The 24,421-nt window shown below is 35.9% G+C and carries 22 protein-coding genes; 10 read left to right on the top strand and 12 right to left on the bottom strand.

The features are described 5' to 3' along the window. Window positions 1–26 precede the first annotated feature (26 nt). The 5 genes from GGR32_RS05150 to GGR32_RS05130 form a co-directional block, all read right to left on the bottom strand. Window positions 27–2,684 carry a BamA/OMP85 family outer membrane protein gene (locus tag GGR32_RS05150; protein WP_425487748.1) on the bottom strand — a complete coding sequence of 886 codons (2,658 nt, stop codon included), beginning with the start codon at window positions 2,682–2,684 and terminating at the stop codon, window positions 27–29. Then, window positions 2,617–3,351, bottom strand: a complete 735-nt coding sequence (gene uppS, locus GGR32_RS05145; protein WP_183477117.1) for an undecaprenyl pyrophosphate synthase — start codon at window positions 3,349–3,351, stop codon at window positions 2,617–2,619. The genes GGR32_RS05150 and uppS overlap by 68 nt, the downstream gene beginning before the upstream one ends. Before the next feature lie 2 nt (window positions 3,352–3,353). Further along, on the bottom strand, window positions 3,354–4,043 hold the full coding sequence (porG, locus tag GGR32_RS05140; RefSeq protein ID WP_183477116.1) for a type IX secretion system protein PorG: 690 nt from the start codon (window positions 4,041–4,043) through the stop codon (window positions 3,354–3,356). A 94-nt stretch (window positions 4,044–4,137) separates the two neighbouring features. Next, window positions 4,138–5,028 (bottom strand): NAD kinase, encoded by an 891-nt coding sequence (locus tag GGR32_RS05135; protein WP_183477115.1) that lies wholly within the window; start codon window positions 5,026–5,028, stop codon window positions 4,138–4,140. Window positions 5,029–5,046: 18 nt separating this feature from the next. Further along, window positions 5,047–5,706 (bottom strand): CBS domain-containing protein, encoded by a 660-nt coding sequence (locus GGR32_RS05130; protein WP_183477114.1) that lies wholly within the window; start codon window positions 5,704–5,706, stop codon window positions 5,047–5,049. 88 nt (window positions 5,707–5,794) lie between these two features. Here GGR32_RS05130 and GGR32_RS05125 point away from each other — a divergent pair, with 88 nt between their 5' ends. The 8 genes from GGR32_RS05125 to clpX all read left to right on the top strand — a co-directional run bounded on the left by GGR32_RS05125 (window position 5,795) and on the right by clpX (window position 14,188). Beyond that, window positions 5,795–6,508, top strand: a complete 714-nt coding sequence (locus GGR32_RS05125; protein WP_183477113.1) for a pyridoxine 5'-phosphate synthase — start codon at window positions 5,795–5,797, stop codon at window positions 6,506–6,508. Between the two features lie 2 nt (window positions 6,509–6,510). Further along, on the top strand, window positions 6,511–7,287 hold the full coding sequence (locus GGR32_RS05120) for an alpha/beta fold hydrolase (RefSeq protein ID WP_425487750.1): 777 nt from the start codon (window positions 6,511–6,513) through the stop codon (window positions 7,285–7,287). A 100-nt stretch (window positions 7,288–7,387) separates the two neighbouring features. Continuing rightward, window positions 7,388–8,644, top strand: a complete 1,257-nt coding sequence (locus tag GGR32_RS05115; RefSeq protein ID WP_183477173.1) for an OmpP1/FadL family transporter — start codon at window positions 7,388–7,390, stop codon at window positions 8,642–8,644. Between the two features lie 16 nt (window positions 8,645–8,660). Further along, window positions 8,661–10,247: an SGNH/GDSL hydrolase family protein gene (locus tag GGR32_RS05110; RefSeq protein ID WP_183477111.1), complete on the top strand. Its 1,587-nt coding sequence runs from the start codon at window positions 8,661–8,663 to the stop codon at window positions 10,245–10,247. Between the two features lie 115 nt (window positions 10,248–10,362). After that, window positions 10,363–10,713 (top strand): phage holin family protein, encoded by a 351-nt coding sequence (locus GGR32_RS05105; RefSeq protein WP_183477110.1) that lies wholly within the window; start codon window positions 10,363–10,365, stop codon window positions 10,711–10,713. 139 nt (window positions 10,714–10,852) lie between these two features. Then, window positions 10,853–12,175, top strand: a complete 1,323-nt coding sequence (gene tig / locus GGR32_RS05100; protein ID WP_183477109.1) for a trigger factor — start codon at window positions 10,853–10,855, stop codon at window positions 12,173–12,175. A gap of 92 nt (window positions 12,176–12,267) precedes the next feature. Next, window positions 12,268–12,951: an ATP-dependent Clp endopeptidase proteolytic subunit ClpP gene (gene clpP, locus GGR32_RS05095; protein WP_183477108.1), complete on the top strand. Its 684-nt coding sequence runs from the start codon at window positions 12,268–12,270 to the stop codon at window positions 12,949–12,951. Window positions 12,952–12,955: 4 nt separating this feature from the next. Beyond that, window positions 12,956–14,188, top strand: coding sequence for an ATP-dependent Clp protease ATP-binding subunit ClpX (gene clpX / locus GGR32_RS05090; RefSeq protein WP_183477107.1), 1,233 nt, complete (start codon window positions 12,956–12,958; stop codon window positions 14,186–14,188). A 101-nt stretch (window positions 14,189–14,289) separates the two neighbouring features. Here the strand turns inward: clpX and groL are convergent, their stop codons facing one another. From groL to miaB, 7 genes are all read right to left on the bottom strand, one after another. Then, window positions 14,290–15,924 (bottom strand): chaperonin GroEL, encoded by a 1,635-nt coding sequence (gene groL / locus GGR32_RS05085; RefSeq protein WP_183477106.1) that lies wholly within the window; start codon window positions 15,922–15,924, stop codon window positions 14,290–14,292. Window positions 15,925–15,968: 44 nt separating this feature from the next. Further along, window positions 15,969–16,244 carry a co-chaperone GroES gene (locus GGR32_RS05080; protein ID WP_183477105.1) on the bottom strand — a complete coding sequence of 92 codons (276 nt, stop codon included), beginning with the start codon at window positions 16,242–16,244 and terminating at the stop codon, window positions 15,969–15,971. A gap of 132 nt (window positions 16,245–16,376) precedes the next feature. Further along, entirely contained in the window at window positions 16,377–16,736 is a 360-nt protein-coding gene (gene secG, locus GGR32_RS05075) for a preprotein translocase subunit SecG (protein ID WP_183477104.1), read from the bottom strand. Next, complete coding sequence (locus tag GGR32_RS05070) at window positions 16,733–17,545, bottom strand: hypothetical protein (RefSeq protein WP_183477103.1); 813 nt, start codon at window positions 17,543–17,545, stop codon at window positions 16,733–16,735. Before GGR32_RS05070 ends, secG begins: the two co-directional genes overlap by 4 nt. Next, complete coding sequence (locus GGR32_RS05065) at window positions 17,545–18,054, bottom strand: LptE family protein (protein ID WP_425487749.1); 510 nt, start codon at window positions 18,052–18,054, stop codon at window positions 17,545–17,547. The genes GGR32_RS05070 and GGR32_RS05065 overlap by 1 nt, the downstream gene beginning before the upstream one ends. An 11-nt stretch (window positions 18,055–18,065) precedes the next feature. After that, window positions 18,066–19,322: a sigma-54 interaction domain-containing protein gene (locus GGR32_RS05060; RefSeq protein ID WP_183477102.1), complete on the bottom strand. Its 1,257-nt coding sequence runs from the start codon at window positions 19,320–19,322 to the stop codon at window positions 18,066–18,068. Between the two features lie 11 nt (window positions 19,323–19,333). Continuing rightward, entirely contained in the window at window positions 19,334–20,779 is a 1,446-nt protein-coding gene (gene miaB / locus GGR32_RS05055; protein WP_183477101.1) for a tRNA (N6-isopentenyl adenosine(37)-C2)-methylthiotransferase MiaB, read from the bottom strand. Between the two features lie 222 nt (window positions 20,780–21,001). Between miaB and GGR32_RS05050 the strand changes: the two genes are divergently transcribed. Then, entirely contained in the window at window positions 21,002–21,775 is a 774-nt protein-coding gene (locus GGR32_RS05050) for a hypothetical protein (RefSeq protein WP_183477100.1), read from the top strand. Between the two features lie 102 nt (window positions 21,776–21,877). After that, window positions 21,878–24,418, top strand: a complete 2,541-nt coding sequence (gene topA, locus GGR32_RS05045) for a type I DNA topoisomerase (RefSeq protein WP_183477099.1) — start codon at window positions 21,878–21,880, stop codon at window positions 24,416–24,418. The last annotated feature ends 3 nt before the right edge of the window (window positions 24,419–24,421 follow it).

Raw genomic sequence — 24,421 nt, 5'->3', positions numbered from 1 at the left:
AAAATATTGTGCCAAACACAAATGTACTAAAATTGTTGTCCAATAATAAAATGTGTTTCCCATCCATTTGCTCCAGAATTTGTTCCTGGGATAGGGTCAAAGCCATATCCAAAGTCAATTCCTAAAAGCCCAAATGCAGGCATAAAGATACGAATTCCAAATCCAGCAGAACGATTTAACTCAAATGGATTAAAATCTTTAAAACTATCAAATGTAGACCCTCCTTCTGCAAATACCAAGGTATAAATAGAGGCAGTAGGCTTTAATGTTATTGGGTAACGTAATTCTAACGAGTATTTGTTGTAAATTGTTGCCCCGTCATTATAAGAAGCTGAAGATGTTACCTCTCTATCTCTCGGGATAAGGGTGTTGTTTCGGTATCCACGCAGACGGATGTTTTCTGTTCCATCTAGTGTAAAGTTAGATAAACCATCTCCTCCTAAAAGGAAACGTTCGAAAGGAGGTACGCCTCTATCTTTATTGTAAGAACCAAGGAAACCATATTCTACACTAGAACGTAATACTAGTTTAGCGAATAGGTTGGTGTACCAATCTCCGTTAAATTTAATTTTATAATATTCTAGCCAGTTGTATTTCTTTTGGTCTATTTTGGCAAGGTCAGGGTTACCATCTTTATCTTGGTAGTTCGGGTCGTCTGCCAAGCCTGCATAATCTACATCGTTAAACATAGAGTAAGGCGGGGTTAATTTTGCTGTAATGCTAAATTTAGATCCTCCCATTGGATAAATAGGATTGGTGTAGGTGTTATCCCTACTTAATCCTATTGTTAGGGCTAGGTTGTTTGATGTTCCTTCTGGGAAATTGAATAAACCTATCTGGTAGTTTTCCATTTTATAATGCTGGTAGCTAATGGCTGCAGATAAGGTAAAATAATCATCTGGAACGGTTAGACGTTTAGCTACACCAACAGAACCTCCTGTAATTAAAAAACGTCTGCTACGGTCTGTATCACGGTTATAGAAATCGTAGTAATAACGATTGGTATGTGAGAACGATGTGGTTAATCGGATAGGTTTTTTTCCTCCCAACCAAGGTTCAGAGAATGTTAAACTATAGGTTTGGTAATAACTTGAAGCTTGTGCTCTTAGCGATAAAGATTGCCCGTCACCCATAGGTAATGGTTTGTAAGAGTCTTTATCGAAAATTCCACGAAGCGAAAAGTTATTTAACGATAATCCTAAAGTACCTACAAAGCCGCCACCGCCGTAACCTCCTTGAAGCTCAATTTGGCTAGCTCCGCTTTCTACAACACTATACTCTAAATCTAGGGTTCCTGCTTGTGGGTTTACGTTTTTGAATTCTGGCGAAAGTTGTTCGGCATCAAAAAAGCCTAATTGTCCTAATTCTCTTATGGTTCTCACAACGTCTTGTTTGCTGTATTTTTGTCCAGGTCTTGTACGTAAGTTTCTGTAGATAACACGGTCGTGAGTTCTGTCGTTACCTTTAACGGTGATGTTATCAAAATAAGCAATTTTTCCTTCTTGGATACGGATTTCAAAATCTATGGTATCGTTATAAATTTTGGTTTCTACGGCGTTTATTTGAGAGAACAGATACCCGTTGTTTTGGTACAAGTTGGTTAAATCTTCGGCATCTGGTTTGGTGTTATCGGCTATTTTTTTGTCTAAAAGCACGCCGTTGTAAACGTCGCCTTTATCGATGCCTAAAACCATACGTAATTGCTGGTCGGTGTATACGCTGTTTCCTAAAAAAGAAATGTCGCCAAAGTAGTATTTGTCTCCTTCTTCGATGGCTAAATCTAATCCTATGTTTTTATCGTCTATTTTATAGATGCTATCTTTTGTAAAACGCGCGTCTCTGTATCCTTTAGATTTGTAAAAATCTACTACTTTCTTTTTGCTTTCTTTAAATTCTTCTGCGGTATATTTAGAGCGTTTCCAAAAGCGCAAAAAGTTTTTGCGTTTGGTTTTCATTTTACGTCTTATTTTGCCATCAGAAAAAACTTCGTTTCCTTCAATATTAAGTTTACTTATTTTTACTTTTTGACCTTTATCAAGATTTAAAATTAAGTTTACTTTAGGTTTTTCTCCAGTAGTGGTGTCTTTTATATTGACGGTTTGGATGTCTACATCGGTGTTGAAAAACCCTTTTTCTTTATACTTGTTTACAATGCCACTTTTGGTGGTAGCAATAAAGTTTTCGGTAACTTTTGTGCCTTTTTTTAGTTTATGTTCTTTTATAAAGGCAGCTTGTTTTTTAGGTTTTTTTATTCCTTTTACAACGGTTTTGTTGAGTTCAGGAACTTCTACAATTTCTAACTCTAATTGAGCGGTGTTGTTTTCTATTTTACTTACGTAGAAGTTGATGTCGCTAAATAAACCTAAATCCCATAATTTTTGGATAACATTGCTAAGGCGATCGCCAGGGATGTAAAGTTTTTCTCCTTTTTTTAATCCTGTAAATGCAATAATGGTTTGTTCATTATAGCTGGTGTTTCCTATTACTTTTATGTCGCCAAGGGTGTATTCTTTAGCATTTGCAATAGGGACATCGTTTTGTGCATAGGCTGTGTGTAGGCTGCTTATTAGCAATAGGCAGTAGCATATGATGAGTAATTTATTATTCATTAAAGCATTAATTGAGTTGTTCGCTTGTTTTTCCAAATCTTCTTTCTCTATTTTGATAATCGATAATGGCTTCAAAAAGGTTTTCTTTTCTAAAATCTGGCCATAGTATCGGGGTAAAATATAATTCTGCGTAAGCAATTTGCCAAAGCATAAAGTTACTTATGCGTTGTTCGCCGCTTGTTCTGATGAGTAAATCTACATCAGGCATATTATGTGTGTAAAGGTAATTGTCTATAGTGTTTTCCGAAATATCTTCTAAAGTAATTGTGTTTTCTTTAACTTTTTGAGTAATGTTTTTTATTGCGGAAACCAATTCTTCGCGTGCGCCATAGCTAAGTGCCAGGGTTAGCGTCATGTGTGAGTTGTTTTGGGTGGCTTGAATTACTTCTTCTAGCTCGGCTTTAACTTTTTTAGGAAGACGTTCTAGGTTTCCTATAGCGTTAAGCTTTATATTGTTTTTGTTGAGGGTATTTAATTCTTTTTTAAGTGAGGAAACCAGAAGCTTCATTAATGTTTTTACTTCTAGTTTTGGTCGGTTCCAATTTTCTGTAGAAAAGGCATAGAGGCTAAGGTTTTTGATGCCTAATTTTGCGCAGGTTTCTACGGTTTCTCTAACGGCGATTGTTCCTTTCTCGTGTCCTGCTACTCGGAGTAAGCCTTGTTTTTTAGCCCATCTTCCGTTGCCATCCATGATGATAGCAATGTGTTTTGGGAGTTTATTTTTATCTATTTCTTTATCCATATTTAAAATATACAATAGCAGGGTTTTCTTCCGAAGGTGTAAGTTAAACTAATTCCTGTAAAGATATACCAATCGTTTGTATTAGGGTTCCCAAAGGAAGGGAATGTTTCTTTTGCGTTTATTTCTTTAGGGTTGCTTCCGTCTATATTATCGGTAAATGTATATCGAGCTCCTATTTCTAGGGCTAAAACCCATTTTGTATTAATGGTGCCTTTAATACCAATAACCATAGGTATTGCTATGGTGGTATTATTGCTGTGTGTTGTAAGTTTGTTGTTTTTGATATGCATGTGGTTGGTAAATGCAGCGGTTAATCCTGTGTATAAGTAAGGAGTAAGTTGTGGCTTGTAATTGTGCAAGTTCCATTCCCAAAATGTATATTCTAATCCAAGAGAGGCCTCGGTTAGTCCGTTAGTAAACGATAAGCCTCTTTGTTGCCTGCGTTGTTCATCACTATCGGCATCATTGGCTTTTAACTTTGTGTGTAAAATTGAAAACCTAAAAGCATGTCTGGCGCTTCTGTTCCATTTAAATATAGCTCCTCCAACAAGGGTGTTTGGGGAAATGTAATTGGTTTTACCAACATCGCCTACAAAGTTAGCACCTCCTAAAAAAGGACCAACTTCATAGGTTTGAGCTTGTGATATATACCCCAAAAGAGTCATGCTTATTAGCGTTATTAAATACCTCATAGATTTTCAAAAGTTTGCAAATATAAAAATTAAGTTTTCACTTCCTTAATATATAGATGTTTTGTATTTGTTAATAAACAAATTTATGAGTTATTTATTGTTTGTTTCTTTTGTCTTCTCCCCATAAAAGTTTTTTTCTGAGGGTTTTTATAAAACTATCTTCGTGTAATAATACTAGCCCAATAGTAAAGTTGGCTTTTTTAATACTAATAGTTGTATTGGTGTTTAAACTGGTTGTTTTAGCGTCTAACGAGGCTAAAAATTTATCTTCACGGCTTATTACTTTTAATTTAATCTCGGTGTTATCAGGGATAATCAGGGGTCTGGCGTTAAGGTTATGCGGTGCTATTGGGGTAATGGCAAAGGCATTGGTGGCGGGCTCTATAATTGGACCGCCGCAACTTAACGAGTAACCTGTAGAGCCAGTGGGTGTAGAGATAATAAGCCCATCTGCCCAATATGCACTGAGGTAATTATCGTTTAGCCATGTTTCTACGGTGATCATCGAGGTTGTGTTTTTTCTACTTATTGCAATTTCATTTAAAGCAAAGCCTATGTTGGAAAGACGTTTGTTTTGAGGTGATGTTGCAACGCTAAGTAATGAGCGTTGAGAAATATTGTATTCTTTATTTATAATAGCCTGTATGGCTGCTTTTATTTCTTTTTTATGGATGGAAGCAAGAAAGCCTAACCGTCCTGTATTAATACCAACAATAGGGATGTTTAAATCTTTTACGTAGCTAACACTTTTTAGAATCGTACCGTCGCCACCTATTCCGAAAAATAAGTCGAAACTGTTATCAAGTTTTATAAAAGTTGGATAGTTATAATCTGGAAGTCTTAGCTTATGATTGTTTTGTATAGAGGTAAAGAAGTTTTTTTCTACATAAGTGTCTATGTTATACTCTTTAAGTAATTGAAAGAGTTCTTGTAGGTAAACTTCAGAGTTTTCATGATAAAATTGTCCGTATATGGCTACTTTCACGTGAAATGTTTTTTGTAATTAAATATTTAAATATTTGTCAAGGTATTTAGAGCGGTCTTTCAGGTTTTCTAAAAACGCATCTTCTTGGTGTGAGCTGATAATTTTATAGTTATACCTTCTAAAGTTTTGTAGTATCTCGTTTATTCCTTCTGGACTTAATTTAATAGTAATTTGTGCAGTATCGTTAGATAATTTATTTACGATAGCTCCTAATATTTTGTTTTGTCCAGATTCTACAATTTGACAAATTTCGCTAAAAGAATAATCTTTAATGCCTTTTTCTATTATAATTATAGCACCAGGTTCATGTAAAAATGATGTATTGTAAAACATATCGAGTATATCATGTAGCTCAATATACCCAAGATATGTTTGAGTGTTTTTAGTAACAACAGGTATTATATTGGCATTGTTTTTTGCAAAAGCCGTATAGCAGTCTAGCCAATGCTCTTCGGGATGGGTGCTAAAATACTCGATAGCATATCGATAATCGGTTAATTTTTTGTTCGCTTCAAAACAGCGTATATCGTTTTCTGCAATACAGCCAATAAATTTATTTTTCTCTTTTATAGGGATGTGGCTTAACGTAAGCTCATTAAATAAAGTTTGAAAATGGGCTATAGATTGACTGATATCCTGGATTTTGACATCGTTTATTACATAAGACTCAATACTCATAAGCTTATATTTTCTTGCAAAATAATTAAAATAACAAATATAATGGTAGAAGTACTTTGTATTTTTGTCTAAATTTAAAGTTCTAACGATGACAAAACTAAGCGTAAACATCAATAAAATAGCAACCTTAAGAAATGCTAGAGGAGGAAACACACCTAATGTAGTGACGGCTGCAACAAACGCAGAAGCGTATGGAGCACAAGGCATAACGGTACATCCTAGACCAGATGAAAGACATATAACCTATCAAGATGTAAAGGATTTACAACCTATAGTTACCACCGAGTTTAATATAGAAGGAAACCCAATTCCGCAATTTATAGAATTAGTCTTAAAAAACAAGCCAACACAAGTAACTTTAGTACCAGATGGGGATGATGTACTTACATCTAATGCGGGCTGGGATACCCTAAAAAACAAAACGTTTTTACAGGACGTAATAAAAACTTTTAAAGCAGAAGGAATACGAACTTCTATTTTTGTAGATCCCGTTTTAGCGCAAATAGAAGGAGCAAAAGAAACGGGGGCAGACAGAATAGAACTTTATACAGAAGCCTATGCCGTAGCCTTTGCAAAAGGCGATACAAGTGCCGTAAAACCTTACGCAGCCTGTGCAGAATTAGCACATAAACTAAACCTAGGGGTAAATGCAGGGCACGATTTATCGCTCGATAATATTGCTTTTTTTAAAAAGAATATGCCTTATTTAGATGAGGTTTCTATTGGGCATGCCTTAATTTCAGAGGCGATTTATCAAGGCTTAGAAAATGTGATACAACAATACCTAAAATTTTTAAAATAATGATTAAGCTGCATTCTAATATTATAGGAGATAAGGGGCAACCTCTTTTAATCTTACATGGGTTTTTAGGAATGGGCGATAATTGGAAAACGTTAGCGAAGAAGTATAATAAAGAAGGTTTCCAAGTACACCTTATCGATCAACGAAATCATGGTCGTAGTCCACATACATCCGAATTTAATTACGATATATTAGCTACAGATGTCGTAGATTACTGTAAACAACATCAGCTAAAAAATATATACCTATTAGGGCATTCTATGGGAGGGAAAACAGCAATGCAAGTTGCAGTAAAATATCCCGAATTACTTAAAGCTTTACTGGTTATCGATATCGCACCTAAATATTACCCACCACATCATCAAACTATTTTAGAAGGCTTAACGGCGCTTTACAAAGCTCACTTAACCGATAGAGGAGATGCCGATACACTGTTAGCTACATATATTTCAGATTGGGGAGTACGGCAATTCTTGTTAAAAAATTTATATTGGAAAGATAAAGAAACACTTGCTCTACGTATAAATTTGCCTGTTTTGAAAGAAAAAATAGAGCAAATAGGAACTTCTATTAGCGATGATGCGATGTACATGGGGAAAACACTTTTTATCAACGGAAAAAAATCTAATTATATAACAGAAAATGACAAAGATTTGATTTTAAAACATTTTCCCAATGCAGAAATAGAACCAATTGAAGGAGCAGGACATTGGGTACATGCAGAAAAAGCAAAGGAGTTTTTTGAAAAAACCATACTGTTTATGAAAAAAACCGATTAAAAACTCTTATGTATGCATAACATTTTGTAAGTTTATCGGTGTAATAATGTTATTATTGCCAATTAATAAAGGAAATGTGTAACAAATTCGTAAAACTATGATGAAAAAAATATTACTTTTTTTAGTGCTTATTTCTTCGGTATCTGTTTCCTATGCAGGAGGTTATCGCGTAAGTACACAAGGGCAAAGAGCTCTAGCCATGGGTCATACAGGGGTGGCCGTTGTTAATAATGCAGAACTAGCCTTTTTTAATCCCGCAGGGCTAGTATATTTAGAAAATAAAATTAATATTTCTGCAGGGGTAACTGGGGTAATCTCCAATATTAGTTGGCAGAATACACAAACAGGCGAGCATATAGCGGCCGATAATCCGTTTAGTACGCCGTTTTATTTATATGCTTCTTACCGAGCAACAGATTGGTTAACACTAGGTTTAAGCGTATATACACCTTACGGAAGTACGGTAGAATACCCAACAGATTGGTCGGGGTCTCACTTAGTAAACACTATAGATCTTCAAGCAATCTACATTCAACCGGTAGTATCGCTTAAGTTGTCAGAATACTTTAGTGTAGGCGGTGGACCTATTTTTGTAACAGGAGGTGTAAAATTCAACAGAAACTTAAACAGAACCTTAACAGACGAAGAAGGAAACCGTTCTAATGTAGAAATAGATGCCTCTGGTGTAAACGGCTGGGGATGGTCTGCCGGATTTATGTTTAACCCTACCGAAGATTTTAGATTAGGATTTCACTATCGTTCAGAAATTATCCTAGAGGAAGAAAGTGGAGAAGCTGTATTTTCTAATGTTCCTAACTCTCCGTTAGCACCTGTACAAAACGGTAAAGTAGCTTTTGGAGCAAAAATGCCTATGCCTGCAGAAATAACAGTAGGACTTTCGTATCAATTTACCGATAAATGGTTATTTGCATTTGATTATAACCGAGCTTTATGGAGTGCCTATAGCTCGTTAGATATTAATTTTGCACCAGAAGAATATCCAGATTCTATCAATCCACGTAATTATAAAAATGCTTCAACCTATCGTTTAGGTTTACAATACCAAGCAATGGATAACTTAACCTTAAGAGCAGGTTGGTATTATGACGAAACGCCTGTGCAAAGTGGTTATTTTGCACCAGAAACACCTCGTAATGATTCTCAGGGATATACAGGAGGGCTTTCTTACCAAATTACCCCAAGAATAGCTATCGATGCTGCTTTTACCTACTTACACTTTAAGGAGGTAGAAGAATCTTACGACCACTATCAAGAAAATGGACAAGAGGTTACTTTCGAAGGGCTTTACAAGAGTAATGCTTTTTTACCAGGTTTAGGTGTAACTATTAACTTATAAAAACATTTAGATAATTATGAAAAATTACTTTAAATATACAATTGCCTCTGTTATTGCTGTCGGAATGTTTTCTTGTGAACCAGAATTTGAAAATTCTGTAGAAGATCAAGGCTTTTATTCTAATGGAGATGCAGATTTTTCTACTTATGTTTCTGTAGGAAATTCACTAACAGCAGGCTATGCAGATAATGCTCTTTATAAACAAGGACAAGAAAATTCGTTCCCTAACATTGTTGCGCACCAACTTAAACATGTAGGCGGTGGAGATTTTACACAACCACTTATGAATGATAACTTAGGAGGGCTCTTATTTGACGGTCAAGTAATCGCAACTACACGTTTGGTACTAGGGGTAGATGCAGAAGGTAACCCTACGCCTAAAAACATTGCAGGAGCACCTTCTACAGAGATAACACAAACCTTAACAGGAACTTATAATAATATGGGAGTTCCGGGAGCGAAGAGTTTTCACTTACTGCTCGAAGGTTATGGTAATGCTGCTAATCTAGCTATAGGAAAGGCAAATCCATATTTTGTTCGTTTTCGTTCTTCAGAAAATGCAACAGTTATTGGCGATGCTGTAAAGCAAAACCCAAGCTTTTTTAGTCTTTGGATAGGAAATAACGATGTGTTGAGTTATGCTACTTCAGGTGGTGCAGGAACAGATCAAACAGGGAATTTAGACCCTTCAACGTATGGGGCTAACGATATTACAGATCCTAACGTATTTGCGTCTGTATATAGCCAAGAAGTAGATGCCTTAATGCAATCGGCTACAAGTGGTGTACTAATTAATATTCCAAACGTAGCGTATACACCATATTTTACTACGGTTCCTTATGCTCCATTAGATCCATCTAACCCTTCTTTTGGACCCATGATTCCACAACTTAATGAAACCTACGGAATGTTGAATAATGTTTTTGCCTATTTAAACGTTCCAGAACGTAGTATCGTGTTCTCTGAAACCGCTGCTAATCCCGTTGTTATTAAAGATGAAGACTTAACAGACCTTTCTACAGAAATAACACAAGTATTAATGGCTAATGGTTTAAATCAAACCGTTGCAACACTTATGGGAATGCAATATGGGCAAGCACGACAAGCTACTCCAGAAGATTTATTGGTGTTAACAAGTAGAGGAGTGATAGGCGAACTTAATCAAGAGCACCTAGAAGCGTTACTAGCCATGAATGTTCCGCAGGAAATAGCAGCACAACTTTCAGTAAACGGAATAACTTACCCATTAACCGATCAATGGGTGCTTACCAATACAGAGCAAGCTATAGTAAATCAAGCAACTGCTGCATATAATGCCGTAATAGAAGGTTTAGCTACGGCAAAAAATTTAGCTTTTGTAGATGCGAATGCGATGATGGAGCAATTGGCAAATGGGGGAATTACTTATGACGGAGGAATGGTAACTTCTGCTTTTGCTACGGGAGGTGCTTTTTCTTTAGACGGAATCCATTTAACACCACGAGGAAATGCCATTATGGCTAATTATATTATTAGAGCTTTAAACGAAACTTACAATGCTACGGTTCCTGTAGTTAATGTAGGAAATTATAGCGGTACACCAGCACTTGGAGCTACAGAGTAGTAGAAAATATAAGATTAAAATAGTTAAAATGCCGAGAAAACTCGGCATTTTATGTTTTATAACTTCATAAATAATAGTACTTTTAAAAACAGAAATTAATAGAAAATACCTCATCATGAAACTTATTCTAAAAATACTCATCACTGCATTTATCGTAGTAGCATTGGCAAACTTACTTCCAGGAGTGGCAATAAAAAGTTATTGGACAGGAATAGGAGTTGCTATAGTTCTTGGTATTATGAATGCTCTAGTAAAACCAGTATTGATAATTTTCACCTTGCCTGTTACCATTATTACTTTTGGGTTATTTTTGCTGGTAATTAATGCCGCAATTATTTTAATGACAACAGGACTTATTAGTGGGTTTTATGTCGATAATTTTTGGTGGGCATTATTATTTAGTTTGCTGCTTTCTTTTTTTCAAGCAGCGCTATTTTCCATATTCGAAAGAGATAGAGAATATTAAGAATTTGCCAATAGGTAATTGTAAACGCTAGTATTCTAGTACATTTTAAAAAACATATAAAAGCAAAATTAATTAAAAACTTGGTTGGCAGACAAATAAATTGTAATTTTGCCAACCAATTTTTTAGAATTACAAACACATGAACATCACAAGAGAAAATATTGACGAGCTCAATGCAGTGGTAAAGGTTGAAATTGCCAAAGAAGATTACAACCCAAAGGTAGAAAAAGTGCTAAAAGATTACCGTAAAACCGCTAATATTCCAGGATTTAGAAAAGGGCATGTGCCAATGAGTTTAGTGAAAAAACAATACGGGAAAGCCGTATTGGTAGATGAGGTAAATAAACTCTTGCAAGAATCGCTTAATAAATATTTAACCGAAGAAAAATTAGATGTTCTAGGGAATCCGTTGCCAAAAGAACAAGAAAATTTCGATTGGGATCAGGAAAATTATGCTTTTGAATTTGAACTTGGCCTAGCTCCAAAATTCGAAGTATCCTTACAAGCAAAAGATGCCATTACGCATTACCAAATTGTTGCAGATGATGCTATGATAGACAATCAGCTGAAAACTATCCAAAAGCAATACGGGAAACTAGTAGCAAAACAGGAAGCAGAAGAAGGTGATATGTTTACAGGAACCTTTAAAAATGAGGCTGAAGGAATAGAGAACTCAGCTACATTTAGCACCGAAGCGATTAAAGGAAAACGCAACTTGAGTAAATTTGTAGGGGCAAAAGTTGGTGATACGCTAACATTAAAAACAAAAAGTTTATTTGAGAACGAGCATGATTTAATGCAACACCTTAAAGTAGAACATGATAAAGCACATGATTTAGATGTTGAGGTAACTTTCGAAATTTCGGAAATAAATAAACAAGAGCTTGCAGAATTAGACCAAGAATTATTCGATAAGCTTTTCGGGAAAGATAACGTAAAATCAGTAACAGAATTAAAAGAGCGCATAAAAGCAGATGCTGAAAAGCAATTTGAGCAACAAAGCGATCAACAATTACTTAACGATGTTACCGAAGCATTAATCGAAAACACTAAATTTGAGCTTCCTCAAGCATTTTTAGAAAAATGGATACGCTTTAACGGTGAAAACGAATTAAGCGAAGAGCAAGCTAAAGAAGAATACGAGAAAAGTGAAAAAGGAATTCGTTTCCAATTAATCGAGGGGAAATTAATACAAGATAACTCTCTTCAAGTAACTTTCGATGAAATTAAAGATTTCACCAAAGATCGTATCAAAGCGCAAATGGCTCAATTTGGGCAATTAAACCCAGAAGATAAAGAGTTAGACGATATCGCCGCAAGAGTATTAGGAAACCAAGAAGAAGTAAGAAAGCTTTCAGAACAATTGATGAATCAGAAAATTTTAGACTTCTATAAAGAAAAAGCAAACCTAACTCCTAAAAAGGTAACTTACGAAAATTTTGTTAAGGAAGTATATCAATAAAATAAACAAAAATTTAATACTTATATTTAAGGCGTTAAACCCATTTAGGGAAACGCCTTTTTTTTGTATAAAATAATTCAAATAATATCACCATGGATTTTGGAAAAGAATTTGAAAAGTATGCAGTAAAGCATCACGGAATAAACAGTAACTATTATAATAAAATTATTAGCAGCCTTACTCCAGTAGGGATGACGCCTAACATTATTGAGGAACGCCAAATGAATATTGTGGCAATGGATGTTTTCTCACGTTTGATGATGGACAGGATAATCTTTTTAGGAACCGCTATTAACGATCAAGTAGCCAATATTATTCAGGCTCAATTACTTTTTTTAGAAAGTACAGACGCTAAAAAAGATATTCAAATATACATCAACTCTCCAGGAGGAAGTGTGTATGCAGGTTTAGGAATTTACGATACCATGCAATTTATCAAGCCAGATGTTGCTACCATCTGTACAGGAATGGCAGCTTCTATGGGAGCGGTTTTATTATGCGCAGGACAAAAAGGAAAACGTAGTGGTTTACCACATTCACGTGTGATGATACACCAACCTTTAGGAGGCGCACAAGGACAGGCCAGTGATATCGAAATTACCGCAAGAGAGATTTTAATTCTTAAAGAGGAGTTATACAATATCATCTCTAAACATAGCGGGCAATCATACGATAAAGTTTACGAAGATAGTGACCGTGATTATTGGATGAAAGCCGATAAAGCAAAAGCATACGGAATGATAGATGAGGTGTTAACAAGAGACGAAATTAAATAAATTTATGGCTAAGGAAGATTTAGAATGTTCATTTTGCGGTCGTAAAAAAGCAGATACCGAAATCCTTATTGCAGGATTAGACGCTCATATTTGCGACCGATGTATAGAACAAGCCTATGGAATTGTTGTAGAGGAAACCCAGCAGGAAACAAAAAAAGAACTCTCAGCAGAATTTGAGTTACGTAAACCAAAAGCAATAAAAGGCTTCTTAGACGATTATGTAATTGGACAAAACTACACTAAAAAAGTAATGTCTGTAGCTGTTTATAACCATTATAAACGCCTATTACAACCTAATTCAGATGATGATATAGAAATCCAGAAAAGTAACATCATCATGATTGGGCAAACCGGAACAGGAAAAACACTTATTGCAAAAACAATAGCTAGAATGCTAAACGTGCCGCTAGCAATTGTAGATGCTACAGTACTTACCGAAGCAGGTTATGTAGGAGAAGATGTAGAGAGTATTTTAACGCGTTTATTGCAAGCAGCAGATTATAACGTAGAGAAAGCAGAACAAGGAATTGTTTTTATAGATGAAATAGATAAAATAGCTCGTAAAAGCGATAACCCTTCCATTACACGCGATGTGAGCGGAGAAGGAGTGCAACAAGGTTTGTTGAAACTTTTAGAAGGAACGGTTGTAAATGTTCCGCCTAAAGGAGGAAGAAAACATCCAGACCAAAAATTTATAGAGGTAAACACAGAGAACATTTTGTTTATTGCAGGAGGAGCTTTTGATGGAATCGAAAAAGCCATTGCAAAACGATTAAATATGCAAGCGGTAGGCTATAGCGCGTCTAAATCTGACGATGCTATCGATCAAGAAAACCTATTGCAATATGTAATTCCTAAAGATTTAAAAGATTTTGGATTAATTCCTGAAATTATAGGAAGGTTACCTATGCTTACCTATATGAGTCCATTAGATAAGAAAGCCCTAAAAGCAATTCTTACAGAACCTAAAAACGCTTTGATTAAACAGTACACAAAGCTTTTTGAAATGGATAATATCAGCTTAGAAATCACTGAGGGAGCTTTAGATTATATTGTTGATAAAGCGGTAGAATATAAACTAGGCGCAAGAGGTTTACGCTCGCTATGTGAAGCTATTTTGACCGATGCAATGTATGAATTTCCAGATAGCGATGTAACCGAGTTTAAGCTCACAAAAACCTATGCAGAAAAAGCATTAAATAAGTCTACGCTTAATAAACTTAAAGCTGTTTCTTAAGCAGGAGAAGAATCCTTTTTTTGTAGAACGATAAAGTTTAAAATTAAAAAGCTCATTTCAATTGAAATGAGCTTTTTTTATGAGTTATGTGTATGACGATTTTACATCATTCCTGGCATTCCGCCCATGCCTTGTGGCATAGCTCCGCCTTTGTCATCTTCAGGAAGTTCAACTAAAGCACACTCTGTAGTAAGAATCATCCCAGCAACCGAAGCCGCATTTTCTAACGCAACACGCGTTACTTTTTTAGGGTCGATAATTCCAGCAGCAAGCATGTCTACATAAGTTTCTGATTTTGCATCATAGCCAAAATCTTTTTTTCCTTCTAGTACTTTGTTGATTACTACAGAACCTTCTCCTCCAGCATTTTCTACAATGGTACGCAATGGGGCTTCTATGGCTTTTGCTACAATTTGTACTCCTGTGGTTTCGTCAAGGTTATCGGTAGTTAATTTTTCTAGTACAGCTTTGGCTCTTACTAGAGCAACACCTCCACCAGCTACAATACCTTCTTCTACAGCGGCACGAGTAGCATGTAAAGCATCATCTACACGGTCTTTTTTCTCTTTCATTTCTACTTCAGAAGCAGCACCTACATAAAGTACGGCAACACCGCCAGCAAGTTTAGCAAGGCGTTCTTGTAGTTTTTCCTTGTCGTAATCTGAAGTGGTGCTTTCTATCTGTGCTTTTACCTGATTAACACGGTTTTTAATCATTTCATCATCACCAGCACCATTTACGATAGTTGTATTGTCTTTATCGATAGATACTTTCTCGGCGGTTCCTAATTGTTCGATAGTTGCATTCTCTAGAGTGAAGCCTCTTTCTTCAGAGATAACAGTACCTCCTGTTAGGATAGCAATATCTTCTAGCATTGCTTTTCTGCGATCTCCAAAACCTGGTGCTTTTACAGCAGCAATTTTAAGTGATCCTCTTAGCTTGTTTACTACAAGTGTAGCTAAAGCCTCCCCATCTACATCTTCAGCAATAATTAAAAGAGGTTTTCCACTTTGTGCTACAGGCTCTAGTACAGGCATAAGATCCTTCATGGTAGAGATTTTCTTATCGAAAATTAAAATGTAAGGATTATCTAATTCTGTAGTCATTTTCTCGCTGTTGGTCACAAAGTAAGGTGATAAGTAACCACGGTCAAATTGCATTCCTTCTACTACATCTACATAAGTTTCTGTTCCTTTGGCTTCTTCTACAGTAATAACACCTTCTTTTCCTACTTTGTTAAACGCTTGAGCGATTAAATCTCCAATAACTTCATCGTTATTAGCAGAGATGGCTGCTACTTGTTTAATTTGTTCAGAAGAGCTTCCTACTTCTTTGGTTTGTTTGGCTAAATTTGCAGTAAGTGCTTCTACGGCTTTGTCTATTCCGCGTTTTAAGTCCATTGGGTTAGCTCCTGCAGCAACGTTTTTAAGTCCTTCAGAAACAATTGCCTGAGCAAGTACTGTTGCGGTAGTTGTACCGTCTCCTGCAAGATCGTTAGTTTTAGAAGCTACTTCTTTTACCATCTGAGCTCCCATGTTCTCTAGCGTGTCTTCTAATTCTATTTCTTTAGCTACAGAAACACCATCTTTAGTTACAGTTGGTGCTCCAAATGATTTTCCTATAATAACGTTACGACCTTTTGGTCCTAAAGTAACTTTAACGGCGTTTGCTAAAGCATCTACACCGCGTTTGATCCCGTCTCTTGCTTGAACGTCAAATTTTATATCTTTTGCCATAATTGTTTGCTTTTTGTTTGTGTTATTTTAATACAGTGAGTGAATTATAGAATACCTAAGATTTCGTCTTCTCTCATAATAAGGTAATCCTTTCCTTCTAATTTTAATTCTGTTCCAGAAAATTTTCCGTAGAGTACACTATCACCAACTTTAACAGTCATATCGTGATCTTTTTTACCGTTTCCTACGGCAACTACTTTTCCTTGTTGTGGTTTTTCTTTTGCAGAATCAGGAATGTATATACCCGAGGCGGTTTTGTTTTCTGCTGCTACAGGTTCTACAACTACTCTGTCAGCTAAAGGTTTAAAGTTTAATCCCATATTGCATGTATTTTTTATTGAATAATAGTTATAAATTTTGTTTCAGAATAGACTAAAAGTATGCCATATAAAGAAAAATGCCAACTTGTCACGGTGACAGTTGGCATTTTTATATGCGTGTATATGGTTTGCTTATTTGCTTTCTGGCTCTGCTGCTGGTGTGCTTGTATTTGGTGCTGCAGGAGGTGTTATCGTTTTTGTAGGAACGGGAACGGTGTTTTCTTTCATGATTCTTGATTCTTGGGTGGCCGTGTTACCGTCCATAATAGAAACATTGGCTAAAAGGATTAACACCAATAAGATTGTTGCTAAGGTCCAAGTACTTTTGTCAAGGAAGTTTGTGGTTTTCTGTACACCACCTATTTGTTGGTTTCCACCACCTCCAAACGAAGATGATAATCCCCCTCCTTTAGGGTTTTGTACCATAATAACAACGACTAGCAAAAAGGCTACAATAACGATTAAAACTAAAAATATTGAAAATGTGCTCATTGGTTTTTATTTTCTTGTATTTTTTCGATTGCTCGAATTTGGTCTGCAAAGAAACCACTTTTTTCTGGATTTTTCAAAATTAATATTTTATAAGCCTGAATTGCTTTCTGATAATTTTTCTGTTCTAAATAAACTTTAGCCAGTGTTTCTGTCATTAAGCGGCTTTCGGGCTCGGTTTTGAAAGATAACTCACGTGTGGGTTGTTTATCTTTCTGGGGTACAATTTTAGGGTTTTTTGCGATAAAATTGTCAATTAATTGTAATTTTTTATTTTTTTCTGCCGATTTTTTTTCAGATGCTTTGGTTTTTTGAGGTTCAGTGGGTATTTTTTTTGCCTGCGTAAGCTTTAGCCATTCGTTAAAAGAGTAGGTTTCTTCTTTTGTAAAGTTTAGTGGTTTGCCTAAATCTAATGTTGTTTCTTCTTGGTGGGTTTCTTTTTGGGTAGGCTCAAATAAATTAGGGTCTAGTATTTTTTCTGCTTCGGCTACATTTATCGATAAATCTTTATCATTATCTTGAGCTTGTTGGGTGATCTCTTGGTTGTTTTTTGCTACCTGATGTTGGTTAAAAGCCTTAGAGGTAATGTAATCAAACAAGACATTCCTATCGGTTGTTTGGGCTGCTGTGCGTTTTAATGCTGCATTGTAAGCAAAGCTGTTGTTGTTTTTTAAGGCTTTTAATAACAAGGCTTGTGCCGATTGGAAGTAGGGGTGCTTCTCGGTTAATTCTTTAAGGAAATCGGTATCCTTTAAGCTAATCGCGTTAGAACTTTGTAGTAGGGCATGATATTTCTCTCGGACGCTATTCATTACCAATTAGAAAGGGATTCGTTAAAAACATCTTGTGTTATACGGTTGTAAATCTCTTCGATGGCAGTATCTAGCGTGCCTCCTATAAGTTGTTGATTGGCATCATAGTCGTAATAAAAAGAGAAGCGCTTTTCGAAATCTTTTTCTGGGTCTAGGTTGTTGTAAAAACGTACGTTTATGGCAACGGTTAGGCGGTTTTGTGCGGCGGTATTGCTACTTGTCGAGGTCATAGGAGCTATGTAGTAGTCTATAATTTCGCCTTCATAAATTAAGTCACCATTATTATTGGTTAACGAAAGGCTTGTTTGGTTCTGGATAAGGTCTTGAAGCTGTATTGTGAAAGTTCTGTCTATACCAGGCTCTACTAGGGTTGCATTGTTTTGGAAAAAATTTACCTGAAAGGTTTCGGCTTCCCCAATGTCTGCACCTGTAAACGAATAGATACCACATCCGCTCATAGTTGTTAAGGTAATTATGCTTAAGTAGAAAAGTAACTTTTTCAATTTTATAGGTGTTAGGGTTATAAATCGTATTGCTTTATTTTTCTATATAAAGTGCGTTCGCTAATGCCTAATTCTTCGGCAGCTGCTTTTCTTTTTCCGTTGTGGCGTTCGAGCGATTTTTTAATTAGTTCTATTTCTTTTTCTTGTAAAGAAAGAGTTTCTTCTTCTTCAATTTCTTCTGCGAAAGCATATTTATCTTCTTCGATAAGTGAATTATTTTTTTCAGGAATTTGAAGTACTTCTAATTTATCTTCAAATTCTTCTTCAAAATCTTGCTGAGCAGGCGATTCTCCGTAAATCTTATTAATTAGGTTTTGGTTGTCTGTTTGTACTTGCTCATTATTACCGCTTTGCATTAATTCAAGGGTAAGCTGTTTTAAATCGTTCAAATCGTTTTTCATATCGAAAAGAACTTTGTATAAAATTTCACGCTCGTTGCTAAAGTCGTTAGCTTTTTTTTCTTCACTAACAATAGCGGGTAGGTGGTTTGTATTATCTGGCAGGTATGTTTTTAACGTGTGTGCAGAGATAATACGCTCTTGCTCAATTACCGAAATTTGTTCGGCGATATTGCGCAACTGCCTAATGTTTCCTGGCCAACGATATTTTTGTAGTAATTGTACGGCATCATCGGTTAGTTTTACAGAGGGCATTTTGTATTTTAAAGCAAAATCTGATGCGAATTTTCTAAAAAGTAAATGGATATCGTCCTTTCTTTCTCGCAATGGAGGGAGTAACACTTCTACGGTACTTAAACGGTAGTAAAGGTCTTCTCTGAATTTACCTTTTTTTATAGCATCAAACATTTTTACGTTGGTAGCTGCTACAATTCTAACATTTGTTTTTTGTACTTTAGAGGAACCTACTTTTATAAACTCTCCGTTTTCTAAAACACGTAATAAGCGTACTTGTGTAGTTAGGGGGAGTTCCCCTACTTCATCTAGAAAAATAGTGCCGCCATCGGCTACTTCAAAATAACCGCTTCGTGTTTGTGTTGCACCGGTAAAAGCTCCTTTTTCGTGTCCAAAAAGCTCACTGTCTATTGTTCCTTCGGGGATAGCTCCACAGTTTACGGCAATGTACTTGCCGTGTTTTCTGTGAGATAACGAATGTATTATTCTTGGGATGCTTTCTTTTCCTACACCACTTTCTCCTGTTACTAATACGGATATATCTGTAGGCGCTACACGTATTGCTTTTTCTATGGCGTGGTTAAGCCCAGGATCGTTCCCGATAATTTCAAATCGTTGTTTTGTTGCTTGCACAGATTCCATTATGAAAAATATTAATTGTTATCAGAATAACCTATAGCTTCACCAATAAGGGTTGCGCTTGTGCAATCGGTAATTTTTACCATAACAAAATCTCCAATTTTATAGTTTTCTTTAGGAAAAACCACCATGGTGTTCTGCGAGTTTCTTCCGCTCCAGTGTTGGTCTGATTTTTTAGATTCTTTTTCGATAAGAATTTCCTGTGTTTTGCCTACTTGTTGTTCTGTTCGGTATAACGAGTGTTTTTGTTGTAGCTGGATAATTTCTTGTAAACGACGTTTTTTGTCTGCTTCAAGCACATCGTCTTCAAATTTTCTTCCTGCCATGGTTCCAGGGCGTTCTGAATAGGCAAACATAAACCCGAAATCGTATTTTACATATTCCATTAAAGAAAGTGTATCTTGGTGATCTTCTTCTGTTTCTGTAGGGAAACCAGCAATCATATCTTGAGAGATAGCACAATCTGGAATTATCTTTTTAATATTATCAATGAGTTCGAAATATTCTTGGCGTGTATGTAAGCGGTTCATCTTTTTTAATATACGGTCGCTTCCGCTCTGTACAGGTAAATGTATGTATTTACAGATATTTTGGTGCTTAGCCATCGCTTCGATTACATCAAGCGTCATATCTTGCGGATTGGAAGTAGAAAAGCGGATGCGCATTTTGGGTTGTGCTTTAGCAACCATGTCCAAAAGGTTGGCAAAATTTACCGCAGTGGCTTTTTGCATTTCGGTAGCTTTTTCGAAATCTTTTTTTAGTCCGCCGCCATACCAAAGGTAACTGTCTACGTTTTGCCCTAGCAAGGTAATTTCTTTAAACCCTTTTGCAGCCAAATCGTTAACTTCTTCTAGGATGCTTTGTGGGTTACGGCTACGTTCTCTACCACGGGTAAACGGAACTACACAAAAAGTACACATGTTGTCGCACCCACGGGTAATAGATACAAAAGCTGTAACACCATTGCTTTGTAAACGAACAGGCGAAATGTCTCCGTAGGTTTCCTCCTTAGAAAGGATTACGTTTACGGCATTTCTACCTTCTTCCACTTCGCTTATTAGGTTAGGTAAATCTTTATAAGCATCGGGACCCACAACAAGGTCTACAATTTTTTCCTCTTCAAGAAATTTGCTTTTAAGGCGTTCTGCCATGCAGCCCAATACGCCTACCTTCATTTTGGGGTTAATGCGTTTTACGGCATTGTATTTTTCTAAACGTTTACGTACGGTTTGTTCTGCTTTTTCACGGATGGAGCATGTGTTTACCAAAACCAAATCGGCATCTTCTAAGTTTTGGGTGGTGTTAAAACCTTCTTTTGCAAGAATAGAAGCAACAATTTCACTATCGCTAAAATTCATTTGGCATCCATAACTTTCTATAAAAAGTTTACGGCTGTTTTCTGGTTTCGGGGTGGTTACTAGGCTGTTGCCTTGTTGTTTTTCGTCGATAACCTTCTCCATATATCTTTCTTAAATTAAATTATTAAGGAAAGCAAATATACATGTAATTTGAGTTTCTGACAAACTGACAGCATGAAGTTTTTTTAGGTGCTTTTAAAAATAAAATACTCTGTAAGTTGTTGATGTATATTTGTTTACATGTTTTTTAAAAAAAAATAGTTTTGAAGCTATTAAGAAAATAGTTTACTTTTGGCTAATTATCTAACTTAATTATAATCAATTATGAGTTTACAGCAGTTAACAGAAAAAATAGAAAAAGCACCAGAATTAGATTTTGGGTCTATATTTAACGATAGCATAGAGCTATTTAAAAAGGTATGGGTTCCGGGTTTTGTAACCATTTTACTTACGCTACTTTTAATGTTGCCTTTTTATATAGTAATGTACTTGCCATTAATAACGATGGGGGTAATGGATCCTGAAATGTTAGAGTATGGAGGTTCTGCAGTGAGTATGGGTACAATGATATTTACTTACGGGATGATGTTGGTGTTTTTGGTAGCGGTGTGCTACATAAGCTTGGCTTTGCAAGCTGCGTTTTACAGAATTTGTAAATATAAAGACTTAGGGATAGAAGGGAAAGAAGATTATTTTTACTTCTTTAAAAAACAATATTTTAAGAGGACATTAGTGTTGGGTCTAATGACTTCGTTAATTGCGATGTTGGCAACTATGCTGTGTATGCTGCCTGTTTTTTATGTTATCGTGCCGCTTTCTTTTATGCCGATGTTTTTGGCACTTAAACCAGAATTAGAATGGAAAGATAATTTAAAAGCTAGCTTTGCTTTAGGGAATAAAAAATGGTTAATTACTTTCGGGTTAATAATGGTGAGCGGAATACTAGCGCAGTTTGTAGGAATGTTAGCTTGCGGGATAGGAGTTTTATTTACAGCGGCATTTGGTAAACTACCAGTGTATTTTATTTACAAAAAAGTAATAGGAATAGAAGAGGAGGAAACCTCGGAAATAGACGAAATAGGAAAGCTGGAGTTGTAGTGAATTAAAAGATGAATCCAAAAATTAAATTAGGCATTGTTCTCTCGGGCAATGCCTAATTTAAAAAAAATAATATAGTTTTGCACTTTAAATAAGAAGCGAATGGCAAAGAATTTAGTGATTGTAGAGTCACCTGCAAAAGCAAAAACCATAGAAAAATTTTTAGGGAAAGAGTATAAAGTAGTTTCAAGTTTTGGGCATATAGCCGATTTGCCTACAAAGGAATTAGGGGTAGATGTAGATGAAGACTTTAAACCTAAATATGTTGTAAATAAAGATAAAAAAGATGTTGTAAAACAACTAAAGTCTTTATCGGCAAAAGCAGAAACAATATGGCTAGCTAGTGATGAGGACCGTGAAGGAGAAGCAATAGCTTGGCACCTTGCGGAAACACTAAAATTAACTGACGAGAAAACAAAACGTATTGTTTTTCATGAGATTACCAAGAAAGCTATTCAGAATGCGATAGAAAATCCAAGAACAATAGATTATAACCTTGTAAACGCACAACAAGCTAGACGTATATTAGATCGTTTGGTAGGTTATGAGCTTTCTCCGGTTTTATGGCGAAAAGTAAAAGGAGGTTTATCGGCAGGTAGGGTGCAATCGGTGTCTGTGCGTTTAATTGTAGAGCGAGAAAGAGATATACAAGCATTTAATCCAGTAGCTTCGTTTAGAATCGATGCAGAGTTTACTACAACTGCAGGAAAAAGTTTTAAAGCAAAACTTCCTAAAAATTTCAATACAAAAGAAGAAGCAGAAGCTTTTTTAAAGGAAAACATAGGTGCGTCTTTTCAAGTAGCTGATTTAACCAAAAAACCAGCAAAAAAATATCCAGCGCCACCATTTACCACATCAACACTTCAGCAGGAAGCGGCAAGAAAATTATATTTTTCGGTAAGTAAAACCATGACGGTTGCGCAGCGTTTGTACGAAGCAGGATACATAACATACATGCGTACCGATAGTGTAAACCTGTCTGATGAAGCAAAGAATAGTGCAGCTCAAGAAATTGTAACCGCTTATGGCGAAAAGTATCATAAGGCCAGAAATTATAAAGGCAAAACAAAAGGAGCGCAGGAAGCACACGAAGCCATTAGGCCAACAAATTTTGCCAATCATGAAATTCCAGCAGAACGCGATCAGCAGCGTTTGTATCAATTAATTTGGCAACGTGCTATCGCTTCTCAAATGAGCGATGCAGAATTGGAACGTACCAATGTGAAAATTTCTGCAAACAAACACGATAAAGAGTTTACGGCCAATGGGGAAATGATAAAATTTGATGGATTTCTAAAAGTGTATTTAGAAGGAAATGACGATGAAAATGAAGAGCAGGCAGGCCTCTTGCCAGAAATGAAAAAATCAGACCAGCTTTATAATTCATACATTACCGCAACAGAACGATTTACGCGTCCGCCGGCACGTTATACAGAAGCCTCATTGGTTAAAAAGTTAGAAGAATTAGGCATAGGAAGACCTTCTACTTACGCACCTACAATTTCAACTATTCAAAATAGAAAATACGTAGAAAAAGGCAGTATAGAAGGCGAGGAGCGACCTTATGTGAAGTTTGTTTTAAAACAAGATAAACTTAAGGAAGAAAAGCTAACCGAAAAAGTAGGTTCAGATAAAGGGAAATTGATACCTACCGATGTAGGTATGGTGGTAAACGATTTTTTAGTAAATCATTTTACTTCGATTTTAGATTATAACTTTACAGCAAAAGTAGAAGAGGATTTTGATAATATTGCCGAAGGAAAAATAGAATGGACAGAAATGATTGGAGATTTCTACCAAGATTTTCATCCAACGGTAAAAGATGTTGCTGAAAACGCAGAAAGAGAAGTAGGAGAGCGTGTGTTAGGAAAAGACCCAGAAAGTGGGAAACCTGTAAGTGTACGTTTAGGGAAATTTGGACCAATGGTGCAAATAGGTACTGTAGAAGACGAAGAGAAACCAAGATTTGCAAGCTTAGGGCCTAACCAAACCTTAGCGAGTATCACTTTCGAGGAAGCTTTAGATTTATTTAAACTGCCTAAAGCTCTAGGAGAGTATAAAGAAGAAAAAGTAGAGGTAAATAATGGCAGATTTGGCCCTTATGTACGTTACGGGAAAAAATATGTTTCTCTGGCAAAAGGAGAAGACCCAATGGGTGTAGATTACAACAGAGCTTTAGAACTTATAAAAGAAAAAGAAAAAGCCGATGCGCCTATCTATAATTATGAAGGGAAGGATGTGCAGAAAGGCGTTGGTAGGTTTGGTCCGTATATTAAATGGGACGGAATGTTTATCAATGTAAATAAGAAATATGACTACGATAACCTTTCGGAGTCTGATATTATTGAACTTATTGAGGATAAGAAACGAAAAGAAATAGAAAAGCTTATTCACGATTGGCCAGAAGAAGGTATCCGTGTAGAAAAAGCACGTTGGGGAAGAAGTAAAATTCTTAAAGGAAAAACAAAAATAGAACTTCCTAAAACCGTAGATGCTCAAAAATTAACATTAGAGGAGGTAAAAGATATTATCGAAAAAAACAAGCCGAAATCTAAAGCTAAATCAACAAAGAAAACCACAGCCAAGAAAAGTACAGCAAAGAAAAAAACCACAACTAGGAAGACTAAATCTTCTAAAAAATAACCT

It is taken from the genome of Mesonia hippocampi, from assembly GCF_014197445.1.
GTDB lineage: Bacteria > Bacteroidota > Bacteroidia > Flavobacteriales > Flavobacteriaceae > Mesonia > Mesonia hippocampi.
Note: the sequence above shows the minus strand (reverse complement) of the source record. Positions and strands in the feature narration are given on the sequence as shown.